Annotated in this window: 21 protein-coding genes and 1 pseudogene; 9 read left to right on the top strand and 13 right to left on the bottom strand. The window is 60.0% G+C overall.

Going from position 1 to position 19,431, the window contains the following annotated elements:
- Positions 1-16 precede the first annotated feature (16 nt).
- Positions 17-433 carry a MerR family transcriptional regulator gene (locus tag KDD17_RS15310; protein WP_212704450.1) on the top strand — a complete coding sequence of 139 codons (417 nt, stop codon included), beginning with the start codon at positions 17-19 and terminating at the stop codon, positions 431-433.
- Positions 434-454: 21 nt separating this feature from the next.
- Here KDD17_RS15310 and KDD17_RS15305 read toward each other — a convergent pair whose 3' ends face one another.
- Both KDD17_RS15305 and KDD17_RS15300 read right to left on the bottom strand, forming a co-directional pair.
- Positions 455-1,009: a metallophosphoesterase gene (locus KDD17_RS15305; protein WP_212704449.1), complete on the bottom strand. Its 555-nt coding sequence runs from the start codon at positions 1,007-1,009 to the stop codon at positions 455-457.
- Positions 1,010-1,077: 68 nt separating this feature from the next.
- Positions 1,078-1,716 (bottom strand): hypothetical protein, encoded by a 639-nt coding sequence (locus KDD17_RS15300; protein ID WP_212704448.1) that lies wholly within the window; start codon positions 1,714-1,716, stop codon positions 1,078-1,080.
- Positions 1,717-1,798: 82 nt separating this feature from the next.
- Here KDD17_RS15300 and KDD17_RS15295 point away from each other — a divergent pair, with 82 nt between their 5' ends.
- From KDD17_RS15295 to KDD17_RS15285, 3 genes are all read left to right on the top strand, one after another.
- The gene (locus KDD17_RS15295; protein WP_212704447.1) at positions 1,799-2,044 is read left to right on the top strand and encodes a helix-turn-helix domain-containing protein; all 246 of its coding nucleotides are present in this window, start codon (positions 1,799-1,801) and stop codon (positions 2,042-2,044) included.
- 241 nt (positions 2,045-2,285) lie between these two features.
- Positions 2,286-2,591: a hypothetical protein gene (locus tag KDD17_RS15290; protein ID WP_212704446.1), complete on the top strand. Its 306-nt coding sequence runs from the start codon at positions 2,286-2,288 to the stop codon at positions 2,589-2,591.
- Positions 2,584-3,090 carry a hypothetical protein gene (locus tag KDD17_RS15285; RefSeq protein ID WP_212704445.1) on the top strand — a complete coding sequence of 169 codons (507 nt, stop codon included), beginning with the start codon at positions 2,584-2,586 and terminating at the stop codon, positions 3,088-3,090. Before KDD17_RS15290 ends, KDD17_RS15285 begins: the two co-directional genes overlap by 8 nt.
- Before the next feature lie 460 nt (positions 3,091-3,550).
- On the opposite strand, the gene KDD17_RS15280 is transcribed toward KDD17_RS15285, so the two are convergent.
- From KDD17_RS15280 to repC, 5 genes are all read right to left on the bottom strand, one after another.
- Complete coding sequence (locus tag KDD17_RS15280; RefSeq protein WP_212704444.1) at positions 3,551-3,853, bottom strand: hypothetical protein; 303 nt, start codon at positions 3,851-3,853, stop codon at positions 3,551-3,553.
- Positions 3,854-4,399 carry a hypothetical protein gene (locus KDD17_RS15275; protein WP_212704443.1) on the bottom strand — a complete coding sequence of 182 codons (546 nt, stop codon included), beginning with the start codon at positions 4,397-4,399 and terminating at the stop codon, positions 3,854-3,856.
- Between the two features lie 69 nt (positions 4,400-4,468).
- Positions 4,469-5,197 carry a relaxase/mobilization nuclease domain-containing protein gene (locus KDD17_RS15270; RefSeq protein WP_212704442.1) on the bottom strand — a complete coding sequence of 243 codons (729 nt, stop codon included), beginning with the start codon at positions 5,195-5,197 and terminating at the stop codon, positions 4,469-4,471.
- Positions 5,194-5,544, bottom strand: a complete 351-nt coding sequence (locus KDD17_RS15265; RefSeq protein WP_212704441.1) for a plasmid mobilization protein — start codon at positions 5,542-5,544, stop codon at positions 5,194-5,196. The genes KDD17_RS15270 and KDD17_RS15265 overlap by 4 nt, the downstream gene beginning before the upstream one ends.
- A 261-nt stretch (positions 5,545-5,805) precedes the next feature.
- The gene (gene repC, locus KDD17_RS15260) at positions 5,806-6,891 is read right to left on the bottom strand and encodes a replication initiation protein RepC (RefSeq protein ID WP_212704440.1); all 1,086 of its coding nucleotides are present in this window, start codon (positions 6,889-6,891) and stop codon (positions 5,806-5,808) included.
- A 367-nt stretch (positions 6,892-7,258) separates the two neighbouring features.
- On the opposite strand from repC, the gene KDD17_RS15255 reads away from it, so the two are divergent.
- The 3 genes from KDD17_RS15255 (at position 7,259) to KDD17_RS15245 (ending at position 10,884) form a co-directional block, all read left to right on the top strand.
- Positions 7,259-8,404: a phosphoserine transaminase gene (locus tag KDD17_RS15255; protein ID WP_212704439.1), complete on the top strand. Its 1,146-nt coding sequence runs from the start codon at positions 7,259-7,261 to the stop codon at positions 8,402-8,404.
- 94 nt (positions 8,405-8,498) lie between these two features.
- A complete protein-coding gene (serA, locus tag KDD17_RS15250; protein ID WP_212704438.1) occupies positions 8,499-10,100 on the top strand; it encodes a phosphoglycerate dehydrogenase in 1,602 nt (533 codons plus the stop codon).
- A 55-nt stretch (positions 10,101-10,155) separates the two neighbouring features.
- Positions 10,156-10,884 carry a metallophosphoesterase family protein gene (locus KDD17_RS15245; protein ID WP_212704437.1) on the top strand — a complete coding sequence of 243 codons (729 nt, stop codon included), beginning with the start codon at positions 10,156-10,158 and terminating at the stop codon, positions 10,882-10,884.
- On the opposite strand, the gene KDD17_RS15240 is transcribed toward KDD17_RS15245, so the two are convergent.
- The 4 genes from KDD17_RS15240 to KDD17_RS15225 all read right to left on the bottom strand — a co-directional run bounded on the left by KDD17_RS15240 (position 10,881) and on the right by KDD17_RS15225 (position 14,775).
- A complete protein-coding gene (locus tag KDD17_RS15240) occupies positions 10,881-11,876 on the bottom strand; it encodes a phosphatase domain-containing protein (RefSeq protein WP_212704436.1) in 996 nt (331 codons plus the stop codon). The genes KDD17_RS15245 and KDD17_RS15240 overlap by 4 nt on opposite strands.
- A 31-nt stretch (positions 11,877-11,907) precedes the next feature.
- Positions 11,908-12,948, bottom strand: a complete 1,041-nt coding sequence (gene tdh, locus KDD17_RS15235; protein WP_212704435.1) for an L-threonine 3-dehydrogenase — start codon at positions 12,946-12,948, stop codon at positions 11,908-11,910.
- Positions 12,945-14,132 carry a glycine C-acetyltransferase gene (locus tag KDD17_RS15230; protein ID WP_212704434.1) on the bottom strand — a complete coding sequence of 396 codons (1,188 nt, stop codon included), beginning with the start codon at positions 14,130-14,132 and terminating at the stop codon, positions 12,945-12,947. Before KDD17_RS15230 ends, tdh begins: the two co-directional genes overlap by 4 nt.
- A 76-nt stretch (positions 14,133-14,208) precedes the next feature.
- Entirely contained in the window at positions 14,209-14,775 is a 567-nt protein-coding gene (locus tag KDD17_RS15225) for a helix-turn-helix domain-containing protein (protein WP_212704433.1), read from the bottom strand.
- A gap of 115 nt (positions 14,776-14,890) precedes the next feature.
- Between KDD17_RS15225 and KDD17_RS15220 the strand changes: the two genes are divergently transcribed.
- Positions 14,891-16,069: an acetyl-CoA C-acyltransferase family protein gene (locus tag KDD17_RS15220; protein WP_212704432.1), complete on the top strand. Its 1,179-nt coding sequence runs from the start codon at positions 14,891-14,893 to the stop codon at positions 16,067-16,069.
- Positions 16,070-16,189: 120 nt separating this feature from the next.
- On the opposite strand, the pseudogene ubiB reads toward KDD17_RS15220, so the two are convergent.
- A pseudogene (gene ubiB / locus KDD17_RS15215) lies at positions 16,190-17,694 on the bottom strand (2-polyprenylphenol 6-hydroxylase).
- Positions 17,695-17,699: 5 nt separating this feature from the next.
- Positions 17,700-18,443 carry a bifunctional demethylmenaquinone methyltransferase/2-methoxy-6-polyprenyl-1,4-benzoquinol methylase UbiE gene (gene ubiE / locus KDD17_RS15210; protein WP_212704431.1) on the bottom strand — a complete coding sequence of 248 codons (744 nt, stop codon included), beginning with the start codon at positions 18,441-18,443 and terminating at the stop codon, positions 17,700-17,702.
- An 81-nt stretch (positions 18,444-18,524) separates the two neighbouring features.
- On the opposite strand from ubiE, the gene mutM reads away from it, so the two are divergent.
- Complete coding sequence (gene mutM / locus KDD17_RS15205; RefSeq protein WP_212704430.1) at positions 18,525-19,376, top strand: bifunctional DNA-formamidopyrimidine glycosylase/DNA-(apurinic or apyrimidinic site) lyase; 852 nt, start codon at positions 18,525-18,527, stop codon at positions 19,374-19,376.
- Positions 19,377-19,431 lie beyond the last annotated feature (55 nt).

Below are 19,431 nucleotides of genomic sequence, written 5' to 3'. Positions count from 1 at the left end.
TTCAAGAGGTTTGTGTATGTTTTCCATCGGCGAGCTTTCAAAGCGTACAAAAGTCAAAGTTCCGACCATACGCTACTATGAAGAAATGGGGCTTTTGCCCGAAGCTGAGCGCACATCAGGCAACCAACGTCGCTACGACAAAGCCGGGTTGGAGCGGCTGAGTTTTATCCGACACGCCCGTGATCTGGGTTTCTCAATCGAGGCCATTTCATCGTTGATCGAACTACAAGATCATCCAGACCGGTCGTGCGAGGCTGCGACGGATATTGCAGCTTCGCAGCTTGCGGACGTTCGGGCAAAGATCAAACGGCTTAAGACGCTCGAAAAGGAACTCAACCGGATATCAAAAGGGTGCGACGGCGAAGGGGTATCGGAGGATTGTTATGTCTTGGCATCCCTTGGTGACCACGGCCTATGTGATCGCGAACACTAGCGCGGTCGTCAAAGCCAAAGCCTAACTAACTTGTTCGACATCTTGCCAATGCTTGTTCTCCTGTAAGCTCATTGCCCTTTGCTGAATATCTCGGATCGTGACCGGCACATAGCCCCAAACGTCCACCCCAACATTGACGGCATTGCGACTGCCGAACCATTGGTCGTGAACGTGACCAAATAAGTGCATCGCGCCTTTGCGGGCCCGGTGCCAAGTGATCATTGGGTAGTGGCACAACACAGACGGTGCGCCTGATCCGTCAGAAACTTCTGTAAGGTCGGTTACCGTCGTCCAAGGCAAAGCCTGCGTTGCCTCACCGTCGTGGTTACCAACGACGAGGTGCTGTTCTGCACCTGGAAGCCGGGAAAAGATGTTCAACAACCACTTTCGATCCTTTGCTTTAGGTCCGAATGCAAAATCCCCAACGATCCAGAGGGCATCTTCCGGGCCAACTTTTGACGCCAAGTTCTCAAGCAATACGGCATCCATTTGGGCCGCTGATTGAAACGGGCGACCGCAATGCTTGATGATATTCTCGTGGCCGAAATGCGTGTCGGCCGTATACCAGTTAATCATGGGGCTACTCGAAATCTGTTACTACAAGCGCGTCGGAGTTGTTGTTTAATAGCAGTCGCGGGGACTTGCTAGGCAAGTGCCAGCTGCCTCACCCCGTGCAAATCGCGAACCTCGGTTTCTGACGTGATGCCCGCCGCAATTAGCGCTTGCTCTACTTCTGCACAGACACGTGTGGCGCGTTCGTAGGCCCAAGCGTTCAGTTTTATCGAAAGCCACCACGCAGCGGGCAGCAGGACGAAGGGATAGAATTTCAATGCCGCCGCCGACATGCTGTCGCTCATGTTCGGAAACAACATTACCAAGAACATGTAGTAGACCAGCAGCCCTGGTAGGGCACCAAGGAAAGCGATGACAGTGGCGGTTGCTAGCTTACCTTTGCCTTCGGGAATGTCAGGGTCAGCGGAGCCATGCAGATGAAGGCACTGCGCTGTCAAATTGGCGAGTGCGACAGGTTCGCGGCCTACCGGGGCAAGCACAACCGCAACATCGTCACCATGACGGGCTTGTTCGAGGGCTTCGCCAACAAATGTGTGCTGTTTTCCGACAGTGTCTTTCAGCGTCATTTCACGCCATTGACGCGTGCGCACCACGCGATGGGTCCGTCTATCTACCTGGCGCTCAACTCGGTCCACGATGTCCACAACATTCCCCCGGATAACTTGGTATTCGGGCGGCATTCTTGGTTCGTTTTTGGGGTAACTCGGCATGGTCGCCTCCGCATTATCCTATAATGGGATAATACCAGAACAGGATTACGCGGCAAGGGTTTAGCCCAGATGGAGATGCCGCATGACCAGAAGTCTGCGAACGCCGGGGCACCAGGCGTTGATGCAGGTGCTGGTAGAAACGAGAAAATCAAAAGGGATCACGCAGCAAGAGCTCGCCGACCGCCTGGATCGACCGCAGTCCTACATAGCGAAGGTCGAGACAGGCGAACGTAGGTTGGATGTGATCGAGTTTGTTGAATGGTCGAAATGCTTAGGTGGCGACGTCTCAAAAATGATCAACGTCATTGATGAAGCGATGCAGGAGTAAGCGCTGTGGACACCAGTCTATATCATTGAAATTACAGTAAATTATCCGCTTCTGACTTGACTTCTCAAAGAAGTCTAGGAACCGACCCGATCATACTTTGTCAACCATTTTGTGATCTCAATATGGACAGGTAACGCGGCGTTCGCCTTGAATGCGACATATTGAGTCTACATATTTTGTGTACACCATCGATAGCTGTGTATAGGGTTTTGGCAATCGCCAGACCAACATGGCGTGACCCATGGGAGAGAAAGTGATGACGGCACCAACTACGTTGGACAAAGTTATGGCTGACGAAATTTTAGAAGTAATTCGCTCGAAGTTTGACCTGAAGACCGTTTCTGACATCAAAATCACCTCTATCGAAGTTGATAGGGAAGAGCACAAAATCCGCATTGATCTGATGATCACAACGACCGAAACCCCTGAGGTTTTGGCGCAAAACTACTTTGGTTTGACTGGAACCGTTCGCAAAGCGCTGGGGGCCGACTGGTCAGGATTCTTCCCTGTGATTACTCCGCAATTTAATTCTGGTGTGCATGCCTGACGCAAAACTTGCCGACGGGCATCTCGCTGTTGCCAAACGGCTATCAACGACCAAAAGACCAACCCAATCTGAAATTCGACGATCCATCAGTTCGTCGTACTATGCCGTTTTTCATGCATTAGCGCGCACTTGTGCGAACTCTTTGGTTGGCAAAACTCCAAGCAAACGTCCTAATAAGGCTTGGGTAGAAGTCTACCGTGGGCTTAGCCATACCGTGTGTCAAAAGGCATGTGCACAAGCAAACAAGGTCGCTTTTCCAGACTGTATCCATAACTTCGCTGACAATTTTCAACAGCTCCAGGAACTCCGGCACAAGGCTGACTACGATCCCGGCGTCAAGTTTGAGAAGAAGGACGCGGAAACTTGGTATCAATTGGCACAGCTGAGTATTGCCAGCTTACGGTCAGCAGAGAATATCGACAAGAAGGCCTTCGCAACATGGGTTTTGATCTCTTCCCAGGGCGCAAAGAGCGCGCGAAGGTCAGTGCTCGGAAATTGATTCAGCAACTACTTGCCGACCACAATTCCTAATTGTATCTATGTCCCGTGCCCATCGCACGCCCTCTGAGACCCAAATGCCTCCTATAGGTGGAACGCATAAGGTGATCCGCGAGTGTCGAACTGCTTTTCGACGTAAGCTAAAGAGGTGTAAAATATGGCACACTGTAGTTGGCCTAAGCCAGTGAGCGTTCGCGCTTATCTGCGCTTTCGCTTTGGCAAGTGGGAAACTGTTGTCTCCCACTGCCGCTCATTTCCTTCGTAGCCTGGGATTGCAGTCCCTACGAAGGTGACGTGAAATAAAGCGATGGGCATACCCTTACTCACGAGCCGTTAACCCGCAATTAAATTGATCGCAACCGGCTCATGAAGGTCGTTGCCGAGTCAAGAATGCAACAGATCACTAGTTCAGCGCAAATCACGAAGTGCCCAACATCAAGGACTCGGCCAATTTTTATTGATCATCCGACCTGGATGAGAGACGAAATTTTCCGTTCTAGCGACTGCTGGACCTCCGCCAACGCGCGCGTCGCAGAACCATCGATCGCCGCCTCTTCGGCGGAGGCGCGACACCAGTCCACCAATCGCATCTGACACTCGGCCAAGAGCTTCACGCATTCGGCCAAAGACTCCATGTCGCGTCGTGTTGCCATCGATATCCTGTCGGCGGAAAGCCTGATATCCTTCGCTGATTTGTCTGAGCGCTCGATCAACTGATTGACGGACTTCAGCAATTCGCGCTCCATAGGTGTTAAGCTGGACATTCAATTCTCCGTTTTGGGTGTTCTTACGCAGATGCGGCCCGCTGGAACGCGCAGCGGGCATGGCCGCTGCTCCACGCCCTCCGGTAGGACCAGGATCGTCCCAGCACCGCCGAGGGCCATCACTCTCTGAGAGTCTTCCAGACCGTTGATTGGCGGCCGTATCTCGACCCGCGTTTGCACCGGCGGCGGCATTATCGAGAAGGCGAGGATCGCCCCGATCAATACCATTGCCGCCCCGATCCCCATCGGGGTCACCACGAAGCGCCACTCCCCTTTGTTCCGCCAAAGCTGATGCCGATCCTGCATCTCGCGCATCGTCTTCTGGACCTCTTCCGCCTGGGTCAGAACCTCCTTCTGAAGCAGCCTCAAGGCGGCGCGCGTGCGCTCGGCGACTTCTTTCATATCTTTCTCTGTTAAGGCTTGAACGCCGAGCAACTGACTTTTCAAGGCTTCGTCGAAGTCGTTCAGCTCTTGCCAAATCCGGTCTTCGGACGCTTTCACCTCCCGCTCTGTTCGTTCCTGTATTTTTTGCAGCAACCCATTCATCGTAAGTCCAATCCTCGTGAAAAATCCTATCGGTGAGCCGATATGTCTGAGAGGTGCCCTCTGAACCAATCACCCGCATGACAACCTTCGAAGCAGACTTCTTAGGGGCCTCTTCGACGGGCGTGGCGGCTTGATTTCCATGCCGTCTTCTTCCAATTCCTTCAGGGCGGCGAGAACGTCTTTGTGATCTCGAATTTTGCCCAGTTCGATCTTTGAGATCACATGCGCCCTGATGGCGTCCCGAATTTGGGTGCGGTCTTCTTGCTCGAAGACATGGCGCAGTGTTCGCCTTCGGTTATGATCGTTGGGGCTGGCCCAGGCTTTCGCAGTGTTCCAATAGTCGCGAAAGGCATTGAAGTAGCTCTCGCTGCGTGGGGGCGCTGGATTGAATGCCGCTCCATCATAGAGTTCGATCCGCGGGACGATGAAATGCAGTTCGACATTGCCTTTATGCTCATGTTTGACCCAAAGGCAGTTGTACTGATCAGTTTCAAGGCCTGCGAATACTGTGCGCTCGAAGTCGTCCATGACCGAGATAAGCTCATCTTCGGTAGGCTGATCTTCTGCCGCAAAGGCCAGCACTCCACTGGTGTATCGCCATTTCCTGAAATTGCTATCAATCAAGGCAATTGTCTGCTCAGGATCGCCTTGCAAGACTTCGGGCAATACAGTGCGGACTTCGGTTTTTCCTTTGGTCCGCCGACGCTCCTCGTCATAGGCAGCGACCTCCTCGGCCAATAGGTACCGAACCGCGATTCTCCCACTGCCGTCTCCATGGCGGAACAGGCGGATCATCATGCGGAAACCTCGTCGATCAACTCCAGTAGCATGCGCTCAATGATCACAAGATGGCCAAGGACGTCCCGTGCGTCGGCATGTGCCTCAATCACTCGGGCCTCGTTCACGGCTCGAGCGATCTGGTTGAGATTGTTGCCAGCCATTGCGACCTGACGAAGAAGCGCGACGTCCACTGGCGGTATGGGCGAACGCCGCTTTTCAGGTGTGCCATCCAATAAGCGTCGAACTATACCGGAAACGGTTTCGTCTCGCGATTTAGCCATTGCCTGCCAGCGTTCCAGGTCTTCCGAGGTACAACGAACACGCAAGAGCTCCGAACGCTTCTTTGGATCAGATAACGAAACCACTGCGAGCCTCCATCGCATTGCCTGGAAAACGATGACTGTTCTGGGTTGGGGTCGAAGGGAAGGGCATGCCATTCCCTCGCAAGGTGCGGTGTCCTGTGGACACAAGCGTAACCTTGCTCCATCCGTCGATGACAAAGCCGCATTCTAAGTGCAGAGGTCCATTCCTTTTGGCTTTGGACGCCGCAGCCAACAGCCTAACATGAACGAATATGCCAAATAGCAATCGACGTCGTTTGAGTGCTCGCGCTGGCCGTAAATCCTTCATCGGCCCAGTGCCCTTTGCTGTTTGCAGGCAGCCTGCATGAGGCGCAGGAGGTTGAGGGTGCCGTTCTTTGCCTTCTTAGTCATTCCACAAAGACACGCACCTGGGCTTCGGGGGAAGTGTTCTGATTGTCTGGGAAGGTCCATATTTCGATTGATGAGGATAATGCAAAGTGCCGCCCGCTGTGGTCCCAAAGCCTTGGGATCACAAGCAGCAGCCCAAGTTCGATCATCGATACCTATCGATCTGGCAATCTCATAGGCGGCATTGATCACGCCTCGCCAAGAATAGTCGCCGTACATTTCGAGGCATTCTCGGAACGGCGGTGACGCCAGCGACATCGCTTGGTGTGCAGTGACACATTCAGCCACTTCATCAGGCGGATACAAGAATTTAGATTGTTTGGTTTGTACTATAGGTACGTCAAAATCTTCTCTACTGCCGGAAATTTTTTCCGAACGAGGCTCAGTTTCGAATGCCACTGCCAAAGCAGCAAGCGCGTCTCTTATCTGCTCCAACGTAGCCAGATCTTTGACCATGGCAGTCCGACCTTCCGGTAAAATGCTCTGTGCCTCATCAAGGACATCTGGGCAGTTCAAATGCCGAATCTGCCGGTTGATCTCACGGATTTCACTGCGGCATGACTCGATTGCATCTTTGTGGAGGCGAATAGCTTCAGCCTCCGCCAACAGCTCTGCGGCTTGTTCTATGATCGGGGCCAAGTTGATACCAAACACTTTGCGAAGGGTTTTCTCCCCCTCACCATCGCGCAGCCCATCACGCCTGCCGTTTGCTTTCGGATGCCTTGAGACCAAAGCAGCATCTACCAGATCACGTTCAATCGAATGAACGGTGCGTTCCGTGCAAGTCAACTCTTCGGCCAGACCGCTAACCTGATGCCAGAAGCCGCAGATTCGGCCCGGTTCATAGTCCTGGTCCCGTGTCCAATTTTCGAATGCCCTCGAGAGGTACACGATTGCCGAAGTCTTCAGTCCCCGCGCCTTCAAGGCCAACTTGATGCGACCAATGAACTGAGATCGCGTGATCCCGGGCGGCAAACCACAATGCGATAAAGTCGCGCTCATGACGTCACCTGCCTTGCCAGAAATGGGCGGCATGAGTATGTTGCGTTGGAAGAAGACTTTTCGAATTGGCCGTTGAGGTGAGTGCCAGCTCTCTCAACGGCTTTTCTTTGTCCGATGTGCCTACATCGCCGTTTCCGACGTAGTGAGCTGCCCGATTCCCGGATCAGCCATGGCAGAACAAAGCGCGATCCGCTTGTGTCAGATTTGTGCCAATAGGAAACATGCGTTCCTGCATCGTTCTGCAAAGGACTGCATTTACCTGCATAGCAAACACCTTTGTGTATTGCTGTTTTTACTGGGGTTCCGTATGTCCGGCAGTGGGACACCCTTCCCCAACGAAGGGCGCTTATCTGAAAGGGTAGCAGTAATGGCTATTGAACAACCGGTCACGCGGCCGGCAAACGCGCGTTTCTCCTCCGGCCCCTGTGCCAAGCCCCCCACATTCGATCTCGCCGCCTTGGCCACCGCCCCTTTGGGCCGCAGCCACCGCGCGGCGCCCGGCAAGGCCAAGCTGAAAGAAGCGATTGAGCGTACGCGCGCCGTGCTTGGCGTGCCGGATGACTACCGGATCGGCATCGTGCCTGCGTCCGACACCGGCGCCTACGAGATGGCGATGTGGACGATGCTGGGGGAGCGCCACGTCGAAATGCTCGCCTGGGAAAGCTTTGGCGCGGGCTGGGTGACGGATGCGCTTAAACAGCTCAAGATCGACGCGACGGAAAAGGTCGCCCCCTACGGTGAAATCGTGGATCTTGCGGGTGTGAATTTCGACAACGACGTGTGTTTTACGTGGAACGGCACGACCTCCGGCGTGCGCGTGCCCGCGACGTTCGAGATCCCGGCGGACCGGGCCGGCCTGACCCTGTGCGACGCGACATCGGCCGCGTTCGCGATGGATCTGCCGTGGGACCGTCTGGATGTAACGACGTTCAGCTGGCAAAAGGTTCTGGGCGGTGAGGCCGCGCACGGGATGATCATCCTGTCCCCTCGCGCGGTGGAGCGGCTGGAGAATTACACGCCGCCCTGGCCCCTGCCCAAAATTTTCCGCCTGACCAAAGGTGGTAAGCTGATCGAAGGCATCTTTGTCGGGGAGACGATCAACACGCCCTCCATGCTGTGTGTCGAGGATTACCTCAAGGCGCTCGATTGGGCCGAAAGCGTGGGCGGCCTGAAAGGGCTGATCGCACGGGCGGATGCCAACGCCGACGCGATTGCGCGGTTCGTGAACGCGCATGACTGGATCGACTTCCTTGCCGCCGATCCCGCGACACGCTCGAACACATCCGTGTGCCTGAAGTTCACCGACGACCGCATTACCGACGGCGCGGCTTTTGCCAAAGCCGTGGCAAAGCGGCTTGGCGATGAAAACGTGGCCCTCGATATCGGCGCCTACCGCGATGCCCCTCCGGGCCTGCGCATCTGGTGCGGCGGCACGGTCGAGACATCCGACGTCGAGGCCATGCTGCCCTGGCTCGCCTGGGCGTTTGAAGCCGAACTGGCCGCGCAAGCCTGATCCACGGCTCCTCGCTGGCCTTCAGCCGCTCCTCGCCCGACCTCGGGCGGGGGCGCATCCCCCGACAGAATTCTTATGGAAAAGGACCACCCAAATGGCTCCCAAAGTACTCATCTCCGACAAACTCTCCGACGCCGCCGTGCAAATCTTCAAAGATCGCGGCATCGACGTCGATTTCCAGCCCGATTTGGGTAAGGACAAGGACAAGCTGGCCGAAATCATCGGCAACTATGATGGTCTCGCCATTCGCTCCGCCACCAAGGTGACGGAGAAAATTCTCGCCGCAGCGCCCAACCTCAAGGTCATCGGCCGCGCGGGCATCGGCACCGACAACATCGACAAGGATGCCGCCAGCAAGCAGGGCGTGATCGTGATGAACACGCCCTTCGGCAACATGATCACCACGGCCGAGCACGCCATCGCCATGATGTTCGCGGTCGCGCGCCAGATCCCCGAGGCGAGCGCCTCGACCCACGCGGGCAAATGGGAGAAATCCAAGTTCATGGGCGTCGAGCTGACCGGCAAGACACTGGGCGTGATCGGCGCAGGCAACATCGGCGGCATCGTCTGCGACCGCGCACGCGGTTTGAAGATGAAGGTCATCGCCTACGATCCCTTCCTCGGCGAGGAAAAGGCCAAGAAGATGGGCGTTGAGAAGGTCGAGCTGGACGAGTTGCTGTCGCGCGCCGACTTTATCACCCTGCACGTGCCGTTCACCGACGCGACCGCCAACATCCTGAGCCGCGAAAACCTTGAGAAAACCAAGAAGGGCGTGCGCATCGTCAACTGCGCGCGCGGCGGACTGGTCGACGAAGAGGCGCTGGCCGATCTGCTGAAATCCGGTCACGTCGCCGGGGCCGCCTTTGACGTATTCGCGCAGGAACCGGCCACCGAGAACCCGCTGTTCAACCTGCCCAACGTGGTCTGCACACCTCACCTTGGCGCCGCCACAACCGAGGCGCAGGAAAACGTCGCCCTGCAGGTGGCCGAGCAGATGTCGGACTACTTGCTGACAGGTGCTGTCAGCAACGCGCTCAACATGCCATCCGTCACCGCCGAGGAAGCACAGGTCATGGGGCCATGGCTGAGCCTTGCCGGGCATCTGGGCGCCTTTACCGGCCAGATGACGGACGAGCCGATCAAGGCGATCAATATCCTCTACGACGGGGTCGTGGCCGATATGAACCTCGACGCGCTGAACTGCGGTGTTGTTGCTGGCATCATGAAGCGCGCCAACCCGGACGTGAACATGGTCTCCGCCCCCGTTGTCGCCCGCGAAAAGGGCATCCAGATCTCGACCACCAATCAGGATAAATCCGGCTCTTTCGATGGGTATATCAAAGTGACGGTCGTGACGGACAAACGCGAGCGGTCGATCGCGGGTACGGTATTCTCGGACGGCAAGCCCCGGTTTATCCAGATCAAGGGCATCAATATCGACGCCGAAGTGGGCCGCCACATGGTCTATACCACCAATGAGGACGTGCCGGGCATCATCGGCGCGCTGGGCGAGACCATGGGCCGCAACAACGTCAATATCGCGAACTTTACCCTTGGCCGTGCGGCGGTAAAGGGCGAGGCGATCGCGCTTTTGTACGTCGACGCGCCCGTGCCGCAGCCCGCGCTGAAGGATCTGGCAGATACCGGCAAATTCACCCAGATCAAAGTGCTGGAATTCGACGTAGCAGGCGCCTAATCATCTGGCGCGGCCCTCTCAGCGGGCCGCGCCTTTTTCAGCAGCGGAGCGCGCGATGACCCGTCCCCTCTACGCCATCGGCGACATCCACGGCCAGCTGGCCGAGTTGACCCGCGTGCTGGATCTGATCGAGGTGGACGGTGGGCCGGAGGCGCAGATTGTTTTTGTCGGAGACTATACCGACCGAGGCCCTGATAGTTCGGGCGTTCTGGATCATCTGATTGCGGGGCTTGCGGCGGGCAAGAACTGGCACTGCCTGAAGGGCAATCACGACCGCATGTTCGAATGGTTCCTGCGCGACTACCCGCAGCACGACGCCCATTTGCCGGTGGAGCTTTACTGGCTCCACCCACGGCTCGGCGGCGATACGACGCTCGCATCCTACGGGGTAGAAGTCACGCCCCGGATGCGCCAAGAGGCGGTTCATGCCGCCGCACTTGAGGCCGTGCCGCAGGCGCACGCGGATTTTCTGCGCAGCCGTCCGTTGAGTTTCGAAACCGACGATCTGTTCTTTGCGCATGCAGGCATCCGTGGCGGCGTACCGCTGGATCGGCAGACAGAGCATGATCTGCTGTGGATCCGTAAGGAGTTCCATATCCATCCCGGCCCGCATCCGAAGCTGATCGTACACGGTCACACGCCAGTCGAGACAGCAGCCCATTATGGCCCTCGCATCAACCTCGACGCGGGCGCAGGCTATGGCAACCCTCTGGCGGCGGTGGTGTTTGAAGGGGTGCAGTGCTGGCAGCTGACGGACAAGGGCCGGATTCCGCTGACAGCCTAGGCAAGAGGCCCTTTGGTAAGCGTATCAGCCAATCCGGTGAAGTCGGGCCGGTGGAAGACTGGCACACCCGCCGCCTCGACCGTCTTGATCGCGGCGAGGCTTTTGGCATCGGCGCCGGGCTTGGGCTCACGCAGGACCACGGCGGCCACACGGCCCGGATGACGCGCCACCGCATCGCGGTAGACAAAGGCATCGTGCTGACCGGTATCGCCCACCAGAACGTAGCGCAGCGTCGGATTTGCCTGCATCATCGTATCAATCGCGCGTCCTTTGTGATCGCCGTGTGTACCGGAGATGAACTGCTGCTCCCCCAGCCCCAGATCGCGCAGAAACATCGGCCCCTTGACCAATCCCGCCCGGTCAAAGATCGCCCGCAGAAAGCTGTGCAGGTTCCACGGGCTGGAACTGATGAAATAGATCGGATTGCGCCCGTTGGCACTCAGCGCCTGCATGAACGTCACTGCATCGGGAAAGATCTTGCGGGTCAGCGCGTTCCCTGTGAAAGACGTCCAGAGGTTGCGGGCCAGTGAATAGGCCCCGGTCTGAAGCACGGTATCGTCGATGTCCGACAGCACCCCAAACGACGCCTGCGGATCAGGGATCAGCGCCGGGCATACCGTATGATCCTCACCCCCGGTGATACGCACGGGCACCTCGACCCAGCCGGGCTGCGGTTGCAGCGGGACACGCAGGGTGAAATACCCCTCCTCGTCGCTCATCCCGCGCACACCCACCGCTTCGACCTCAACGGCGGCGACCTCATCGGTGAAAAAGAGGTTGAAAATCTGGCGCAAATTCTGCCAGCGCGATTGCCCCTCGGTGGGCGCGTTCCGGCGCAGCGCGGCAAGGACGCGGCCCCGCACGATGACGGCATCGCCATCGGCGTAACCCAGATAGGGATCAATCACGCGGTTGGGGTTTCGCTGGCCCCGGATACGGTCAATCCCGCGTTCCAGCTGCCATAGGGTTCGGTGCACTGTCTTTTTGATCATGCAAGGGGAACGCGCCGTGGGCCCGGATGGTTCACCCGCGCCAGTCCAGCACAACCTTGCCCGCGCTGCCGTCGGCCATCGCGGCGAAACCTGCCGCGAAATCCCGCGCGGCAAAGCGGTGGGTGATGACGCGCGAGACGTCCAGCCCGTTCTCCAGCATGGCGATCATCTTATACCATGTCTCGAAGATCTCGCGCCCGTAGACGCCCTTGATCGTCAGGGCCTTGAACACGATGCGGCTCCAATCAACGGCGCTGTGTCCCGGCGGGATGCCCAGCATCGCGATGCGGCCCCCCATGGTCATCGCCTCGACCATCTGATCGAAGGCGGCGGCATTGCCCGACATCTCAAGCCCCACGTCAAACCCCTGCTTCATCCGCAACAGTGCGATCACGTCGCGCAGATCTTCGGAACGCACGTCGACGGGCGTGACATCCGTCACCTGCGCCGCCAGCGCCAGCCGGTCCGGGTTCACGTCGGTGATGACCACATGCCGGGCGCCCGCATGCCGCGCGACGGCAGCGGCCATGATCCCGATGGGCCCGGCTCCCGTAATCAGCACATCCTCCCCCAACAGATCAAAGCTGAGCGCGGTGTGCACGGCATTCCCCAATGGGTCGAGGATCGCGCCGATGTCGTCGTCGATACTGTCAGGAAGTGGCACCACGTTGAACGCGGGCAGCCGCAAGTATTCGGCAAAGGCGCCCTGTTCGTTCACGCCAATCCCCCGCGTACCGGGATCAAGGTGGAACTTCCCCGCGCGGCTCTGCCGGGAGGTCTTGCCAATCAGATGCCCCTCGCCAGAGCAGCGCTGGCCAAGGGTCAGCCCCTCGACGTTGCGACCGATCTCGACGATCTCGCCCGCGAATTCATGGCCGGTGATCAGCGGCACCGGCACGGTCGCCGCCGCCCAATCGTCCCAGTGCCAGATGTGCATGTCGGTGCCGCAGATCCCCGTCTTGTTCACACGGATCAGCACATCGTCCGCCCCGATTTCCGGCACCGGCGCGGTGGTCTGCCACAGCCCCGCACGCGGGTGCAGCTTGGCCAGCGCCATCATCTCGTTGCTCATGCGATCACCCCGCAGGCGCGGCCCGCCGTGGCGAAGGCATCCAGCGCACGGTCCAGCGTCGCACGGTCCAGCGCAGCGTTCATCTGGGTGCGGATGCGCGCCTGCCCGCGCGGCACCACCGGAAAGAAAAACCCGCTGACATAGACTCCCTCATCAAAGAGCCGCGCCGCCATATCCTGTGCCAGCTGCGCCTCACCCAGCATGACCGGTACAATCGGATGCTCCCCCGGTAGCAGATCAAATCCCAGATCGGTCAGCCCGGCCCGCCAGTAGCGCGTATTCTCGAACAACCGCGCGCGCAGGTCATCGCCCGCCTCGACCAGATCAATCGCGCGCAGACCGGCGGCGACGATGGCCGGCGGCAGGGAGTTGGAAAACAGATAGGGCCGCGCGCGTTGGCGCAGCAGGTCGATCACCGGTTGCGGCCCGGCGATATAGCCGCCGATGGCGCCGCCCAGCGCCTTGCCCAACGTACCGCTCAGGATGTCGACGCGGGCGCCTGCATGGGCCGGGGTGCCCTCCCCCTTTGGCCCCATGAACCCCGTTGCGTGGCAATCGTCGACCATTACCAGCGCATCGTATTTCGCTGCCAGCGCCTCGATCCCCTTCAGATCGGCGAGCGTGCCATCCATGCTGAAAACCCCGTCCGTAGCGATCATCACGAACCGCGCCCCGTCCGCGCGGGCCTGCTTCAGCTGCCCTTCGAGATCGGTCATGTCGTTGTTGGCGTAGCGGTAGCGGCGCGCCTTGCACAGCCGAATACCGTCGATGATGCTGGCATGGTTCAGCGCGTCCGAGATCACGGCATCCTCGGGGCCCAGCAGCGGCTCGAACAGGCCGCCATTGGCGTCGAAACAGGCGGCAAACAGGATCGAGTCCTCCATGCCGAGGAACCCGGCGAGGCGCTGCTCAAGCTGGCGGTGAATGTCCTGCGTGCCGCAGATGAAACGTACCGAGGCCATCCCGAACCCTTTGGGCGCCATGGCGCCCTGCGCCGCCGCGATCAGGTCGGGATGGTCGGCTAGCCCCAAGTAATTATTGGCGCACAGGTTGATGACCTCATGCCCGCCGACCTGCACCTGTCCGCCCTGCGGTGACGTGATCATCCGCTCGCGTTTCATCATGCCGTCGGCGTCAATCTGGCCAAGTGTGTCGTTGATATGGTCGAGGTAGGCCTGAATCATCTTCGTCTCCTATGTTGGAGGCGGAGGTAGCATAACGGATTATCCGGTGAAACAGAAATTTTCCACTATTTCGGATTTATGCGTCCTGAACGACAAGAAACGCCCGCAGCGGGCTGTCCGCTGCCGCTATGCTGTGTGCCACATCCGCGGCATAGCGGGCGGTATCGCCTGCGCCGAGTGTTTCGGTGCTTTCGCCGCTGGTCACGCGGGCAGTGCCTTCAATCACGGTCAGATGCTCACGCGCGCCACGGGTGTGCGGCGCACTGTCGAGGATCCCGCCCGCATCGATGCGCAGATCGTAGACCTCATGCCGCCCGGCCTCTTCGGGCGGAGAAAGGATGCGGATGCGGCACCCCGTCCCGAGGTTCGAGATCATGGGCGCCTCGCCATTGCGCAGCACTTCGATCCGCGCGGCGGCCTGCGGGCCGTCCAAAAGTCCCGCAAAATCAACCTGTAACGCGCGGGTCAGATTCCAAAGCGTCGCAATCGTGGGGGAGCTTTCGCCCCGTTCGATCTGGCTGACCATTGACCGGCTGACGCCCGACAGTTTGGCCACCGCATCCAGCGACAACCCCTGACCGCGCCGCGCCTCTTTGAGGCGGGCGGGCAGTTGGGTCAGGATGGCGTCGGCGGAATCCGTCATGGCGGAATGTCTGCTGGCGAAGCGCCCGGCTGTCAAGCGGCGTGACGGCACGTCGGGGCTGACAGGGTATCAACCGGGCGGCATAGTTGCGCCAAATCCAAACGGGAGAGAATTCATGTCAGACGATATCGTCATCCTCGGCGGTGCGCGCACCGCGATCGGCACCTTTGGCGGCAGCCTTGCGGGCACCCCGCCGACGGCCCTTGGGGCCACGGTCGCACGGGAGGCTTTGGCACGCGCGGGCGTCGAGGGCGGGCAAATCGGCCATGTGGTTTTTGGCAATGTTATCAACACTGAACCCCGCGACATGTACCTCAGCCGCGTTGCCGCGATGGAGGCGGGCGTGCCCGATGCAGTACCCGCGATGAACGTGAACCGGCTGTGCGGTTCGGGTGTGCAGGCGATCGTCTCGGCGGCGCAGTCGCTGATGCTGGGCGACGCGGAGTTCGCGCTGGCCGGTGGCGCGGAATGCATGAGTCGGTCCCCGTTCATCCTGCCCGCCGCGCGCTGGGGGCAAAAAATGGGCGATGTCAAAGGCTTGGATATGATGCTTGGTACGTTGAACTGCCCTTTTGGCACCGGGCATATGGGGGTCACGGCAGAGAATGTCGCGGGCGAGCATGATGTGAGCCGCGCGGCGCAGGATGCCTTTGCCCTGACCAGTCAGGAACGGGCGGCGGCGGCGATTTCGGCGGGATATTTCACGGATCAGATCGTGCCGGTTGAGGTCAAGCGCGGCCGAGAAACCGTTATGTTTCAAGAGGATGAGCACCCTAAGGCGACAACGGCGGAGAAGCTTGCGTCGCTGCGGCCGGTTTTCCGCAAGGAGGGGTCGGTGACGGCGGGAAATGCCAGTGGAATCAACGATGGCGCGGCGGCGGTGGTGCTGGCGCGGGCCTCGGCGGCCGACGCCGCAGGGCTTAAGCCCCGCGCGCGGATCGTGGGATATGCCCACGCGGGCGTGCGACCCGAGGTCATGGGCATCGGGCCGATCCCTGCGGTGACCCGCCTGCTGGAGAAGACTGGCCTGAACGTTGATGACTTTGATGTCATTGAAAGCAATGAGGCTTTTGCCGCGCAGGCGCTGGCGGTGAGCCATGCGTTGGGGTTTGATCCGGCGCGGGTGAACCCCAACGGCGGCGCGATTGCGCTGGGTCATCCGGTGGGCGCGACGGGCGCGATCATCACCGTGAAGGCGCTTTATGAGTTGGAGCGCACGGGTGGAAAACGCGCGCTGATCACGATGTGCATCGGCGGTGGGCAGGGCATCGCGATGGCGATTGAGCGTGTATGATCGGCGTACACAGCCTGTGCACAGGCAGTGCATACGATGTGTGACACGATGCGTTTGGGAAAAAGCTGCCCGGCGGTGCCGCCGGGCGGGACGCGGATCAGAAAAGATCGATGATCGCGGTCAGCGCAAAGGCCGCCGTTGCCCCCAGAACCGCGGCGAGCGCGAGCCAGCGTTTGAACGGCGGGCGCGCGGGGGTGGCGGGTCGGCCTGACGGATCAGCGCCGCCTCGACCAGCGCCGGCAAACGCGGCCCGAATCGTGACAGCACGCGGGCGGTTTTCGTGAGATCGGAAATCACTGCCTTGGGCCCGATGGATTTGGTGATGTAGTCGGTCACGACCGGTGCTGCGACCTGCCAGATGTTCATCTGCGGATTAAGCGAGCGCGCGACACCTTCGACGACAACCATGGTGCGTTGCAGCAAGATCAGCTCGGTCCGGGTTTCCATGCCAAAGCGTTCGGTCACTTCAAACAGATAGGCCAGCAGACGCGCCATCGAGATGCGGCTGGCGTCCATGCCAAAGATCGGCTCGCCCACGGCGCGCAGGGCGCGGGCGAATTCATCGACGTCCTTGTCGGCGGGACATAGCCCGCCTCGAAGTGCACCTCGGCCACGCGTTTGTAATCCTTGCGGATGAAGCCATAGAGGATCTCGGCGTAGACGCGGCGGGTGTATTCGTCGATGTGGCCCATGATGCCAAAATCGAACGCGATGATGTTGCCGTTGGGGGCGACCTTGAGATTGCCCTGGTGCATGTCGCCGTGAAAATACCCGTCGCGCAGCGCGTGTTGCAGAAAGAGGCCGAGGATACGCTCGCTCAGCTCGATCCGGTCGTGACCTGCGGCGTCGATGGCGGCGTTATCGCCCATGGGCACGCCGGTGGCCCAGCCCAGCGTCATCACGCGGCGACCGGAATAATCCCATTTGATCGCGGGCAGCTCAAACCCTTCGTCGTCCTGCGTGTTGTGGGCGAATTCCGACGCGGCGGAGGATTCGAGGCGCAGATCCAGCTCTCCGCGCACGACGCCGTCGAAATGTTCGATCACGTCCATCGGGCGCAGGCGGCGGGAGCCGGGGGAGAAAAGCTCGACCATGCGGGCGGCGAGGTAGAAGGCGTCGACGTCCTTGCGGAAGGCGCGTTCCACGCCGGGGCGCAGCACCTTGACCGCGACCTCTTCGCCCGTGGCGGCAAGGCGCGCGCGGTGGACCTGCGCAATGGAGGCGGCAGCGACCGGTTCGGAGAATTCGGAATAGATGGTGTCGATGGGCTGGCCGAGTTCCTTTTCGACCTCGGCCTTGGCGGCCTCGATCCCAAAGGGGGGGAGTTTGTCCTGCAGGACGCGCAGTTGCAGCGCCATGTCATCGCCCACCACATCGGGGCGGGTCGACAGGATCTGGCCGAATTTGATGTAGGCGGGGCCCAGCGCCGTCAGGGCGCGAGTGGCGGGCGGCAGCGCCGGGTCGCCCTTGTAGCCCAGCGGCTTGAACGGGATCGCCAGCATCCGCGCGACAAAGCGCACGGGTTTGGGTGCCTCGAACGCGTCGAGCACAAAGTTCATCGCGCCCGTGCGTTCCAGCGTGGCGCCGGTGCGGATCAGCCGCCAGATGTTGTGGGGACCGCGCACGCGCTTCAGATCTTCCAGCCGGAGTGCAGGCAGGCAATGCCCATCGACAGGTTCCGGTATTTCGCCTGCTCAAACCCCGCCGCGCGCACCATGCCGAGGAAGGTCTCCTGATCGGGGAAGTTGCGGATCGATTCGACGAGGTACTGATAGCTGTCGCGGTCGTTCGCGATGATCTCGCCCATCTTGGGGATCACGTTGAAGCTGTAGAGGTCGTAGGCCTTTTGCATGGCCGGGTTGGGCAGCTGGCTGAATTCCAGCACCATCAGCCGGCCACCGGGTTTGAGGACGCGGTACGCCTCGTTCAGCGCCTCCTGCGGGCGGGTGACGTTCCGGATGCCAAAAGAGATCGTGTAGACGTCGAATGTATTGTCCTCGAACGGCAGGGCCATCGCGTCGCCCACCACCCAATCAAGGCTATCACCCATGGCGTCGGCTTCGGCGCGTTTGCGGCCCTCGTTCAGCATCCCTTCAGTCAGGTCGCAGACGGTTGCATGGCCGTGGCCCGCGCGTTTGAGGAATTTGAACGACACGTCGCCCGTGCCACCCGCCACATCCAGCAGGCGCTGGCCGGGACGCGGGGCGAGCCAATCCATCATCGCCTCTTTCCAGAGACGGTGGATGCCGACGCTCATCACGTCGTTCATAATGTCGTATTTGTTGGCCACGTCAGAGAAGAGCGTGCGCACGCGGCCGGCCTTCTCATCCTCGGGGATTGTCTGGGCGCCGAAATGCGTGGTCTTGTCGGTCATGGGGGTGTCCTGATCTTTTCAGGGTTGAGATATAGCCTGCGACCGCCAGATACAAACTGCCAATTGCCGCAGGAGAACGCCATGCCGGAGCTGCCCGAAGTCGAAACCGTGCGCCGTGGGCTTGCCCCCGTGATGGAGGGCGCGGTGATTGCGCGCGCGGAGGTGAACCGGCCCGATCTGCGCTGGCCCTTCCCGGCCAATATGGCCGAGCGGCTGACCGGCCAGCGGGTCGAGCGGCTGCGCCGACGGTCGAAGTACATTCTGGCGGATCTGTCGTCAGGGGAGACGCTGCTGGTGCATCTGGGGATGTCGGGGCGGATGCTGGTGTCGGGCGATCCGCTGGGGGCGTTCGTGCATGACCACCCGGCGCCGGAAAAGCACGACCATGTGGTGCTGCACATGGCAAGCGGCGCGCGGGTGACGTTCAACGACCCCAGGCGATTCGGGGCGATGGACCTGATGGCGACGGGGCATGAGGCGACGCATAAGCTGTTGGAAAGGCTGGGGCCGGAGCCACTGGGCAATGATTTTCACGAGGGCGTGCTGATCGATGCTTTTGCTGGGAAGGCCGCACCGGTGAAATCGGCGTTGCTGGATCAGCGGATCGTGGCGGGGCTGGGCAATATCTACGTCTGCGAGGCGCTCTTCCGTGGCGGCATCCACCCGCGCCGCCACGCCGGGCGGATCGGGCGCGCGCGGGTGGCGGGGCTGGTGCCGATCATCCGCGAGGTGCTGGCAGAGGCGATCGAGGCGGGCGGATCAAGCCTGCGCGATTTCAAGCAAGCCGATGGAGAGCTTGGATATTTTCAGCACAGCTTTGACGTTTACGGGCGCGAGGGGGAGGCCTGCCGGCGCCCCGGCTGCGCCGGGCGCATCGCGCGGATCGTGCAGTCGGGCCGGTCGTCTTTCTATTGCACCGTGTGTCAAAGATAGCTTGATCGAGGCCCGACGCGTGATAAGCACACGGGTCTGAGCAACAGCTGGAAGG

It is taken from the genome of Sulfitobacter albidus (assembly GCF_018200035.1).
GTDB classification, from domain to species: domain Bacteria; phylum Pseudomonadota; class Alphaproteobacteria; order Rhodobacterales; family Rhodobacteraceae; genus Sulfitobacter; species Sulfitobacter albidus.
Note: the sequence above shows the minus strand (reverse complement) of the source record. Positions and strands in the feature narration are given on the sequence as shown.

Excerpts from the sequence above, each read along its gene's own strand:
- KDD17_RS15310 (WP_212704450.1), top strand. The coding sequence starts at position 17 with ATGTTTTCCATCGGCGAGCTTTCAAAGCGTACAAAAGTCAAAGTTCCG.
- KDD17_RS15305 (WP_212704449.1), bottom strand. The coding sequence starts at position 1,009 with ATGATTAACTGGTATACGGCCGACACGCATTTCGGCCACGAGAATATC.
- KDD17_RS15300 (WP_212704448.1), bottom strand. The coding sequence starts at position 1,716 with ATGCCGAGTTACCCCAAAAACGAACCAAGAATGCCGCCCGAATACCAA.
- KDD17_RS15295 (WP_212704447.1), top strand. The coding sequence starts at position 1,799 with ATGACCAGAAGTCTGCGAACGCCGGGGCACCAGGCGTTGATGCAGGTG.
- KDD17_RS15290 (WP_212704446.1), top strand. The coding sequence starts at position 2,286 with ATGGGAGAGAAAGTGATGACGGCACCAACTACGTTGGACAAAGTTATG.
- KDD17_RS15285 (WP_212704445.1), top strand. The coding sequence starts at position 2,584 with ATGCCTGACGCAAAACTTGCCGACGGGCATCTCGCTGTTGCCAAACGG.
- KDD17_RS15280 (WP_212704444.1), bottom strand. The coding sequence starts at position 3,853 with ATGTCCAGCTTAACACCTATGGAGCGCGAATTGCTGAAGTCCGTCAAT.
- KDD17_RS15275 (WP_212704443.1), bottom strand. The coding sequence starts at position 4,399 with ATGAATGGGTTGCTGCAAAAAATACAGGAACGAACAGAGCGGGAGGTG.
- KDD17_RS15270 (WP_212704442.1), bottom strand. The coding sequence starts at position 5,197 with ATGATGATCCGCCTGTTCCGCCATGGAGACGGCAGTGGGAGAATCGCG.
- repC (WP_212704440.1), bottom strand. The coding sequence starts at position 6,891 with ATGAGCGCGACTTTATCGCATTGTGGTTTGCCGCCCGGGATCACGCGA.
- KDD17_RS15255 (WP_212704439.1), top strand. The coding sequence starts at position 7,259 with ATGGCTATTGAACAACCGGTCACGCGGCCGGCAAACGCGCGTTTCTCC.
- serA (WP_212704438.1), top strand. The coding sequence starts at position 8,499 with ATGGCTCCCAAAGTACTCATCTCCGACAAACTCTCCGACGCCGCCGTG.
- KDD17_RS15245 (WP_212704437.1), top strand. The coding sequence starts at position 10,156 with ATGACCCGTCCCCTCTACGCCATCGGCGACATCCACGGCCAGCTGGCC.
- KDD17_RS15240 (WP_212704436.1), bottom strand. The coding sequence starts at position 11,876 with ATGATCAAAAAGACAGTGCACCGAACCCTATGGCAGCTGGAACGCGGG.
- tdh (WP_212704435.1), bottom strand. The coding sequence starts at position 12,948 with ATGAGCAACGAGATGATGGCGCTGGCCAAGCTGCACCCGCGTGCGGGG.
- KDD17_RS15230 (WP_212704434.1), bottom strand. The coding sequence starts at position 14,132 with ATGATTCAGGCCTACCTCGACCATATCAACGACACACTTGGCCAGATT.
- KDD17_RS15225 (WP_212704433.1), bottom strand. The coding sequence starts at position 14,775 with ATGACGGATTCCGCCGACGCCATCCTGACCCAACTGCCCGCCCGCCTC.
- KDD17_RS15220 (WP_212704432.1), top strand. The coding sequence starts at position 14,891 with ATGTCAGACGATATCGTCATCCTCGGCGGTGCGCGCACCGCGATCGGC.
- ubiE (WP_212704431.1), bottom strand. The coding sequence starts at position 18,443 with ATGACCGACAAGACCACGCATTTCGGCGCCCAGACAATCCCCGAGGAT.
- mutM (WP_212704430.1), top strand. The coding sequence starts at position 18,525 with ATGCCGGAGCTGCCCGAAGTCGAAACCGTGCGCCGTGGGCTTGCCCCC.